The organism is Staphylococcus pasteuri (assembly GCF_030547725.1).
GTDB lineage: Bacteria > Bacillota > Bacilli > Staphylococcales > Staphylococcaceae > Staphylococcus > Staphylococcus pasteuri.
The window spans coordinates 1-276 of sequence record NZ_JAUOQO010000308.1 but is presented as its reverse complement, the minus strand read 5'-3'; the positions used below and the strand labels follow the sequence as shown (position 1 = coordinate 276).

General features: G+C 46.7%; 1 protein-coding gene. It reads right to left on the bottom strand.

Features of this window, described 5'->3' with window-relative positions:
• Positions 1-90 precede the first annotated feature (90 nt).
• Positions 91-276: DUF2789 family protein (locus Q4528_RS13780; protein ID WP_303522132.1), on the bottom strand; the 186-nt coding region annotated here is incomplete at its 5' end.

Genomic DNA, 276 nt, shown 5'->3' with positions numbered 1-276 from the left:
AGACCATAATGCCCAGCAGTTTAACTTTAGCACGGCCTTAGAACAGGCTTTAAATGCGATTGAGAACGTGCGGCGACCAAAAAGCTAAATCTAGCGCAGCATATTATCCAGCTGATCAACTAACTCAGCCCAATCAGCGTCTTGCTCAACCGCTTCAGCCAAAAAACTCGCCTGGGTGGGAGTCCAAAAACTGGCTTTATGTAATACCACTCCAGCAGCAATTGGCCCCTTGTCGGTAACAAATTGAGCAATCCCATTAATCGAAGGATCTAAGCC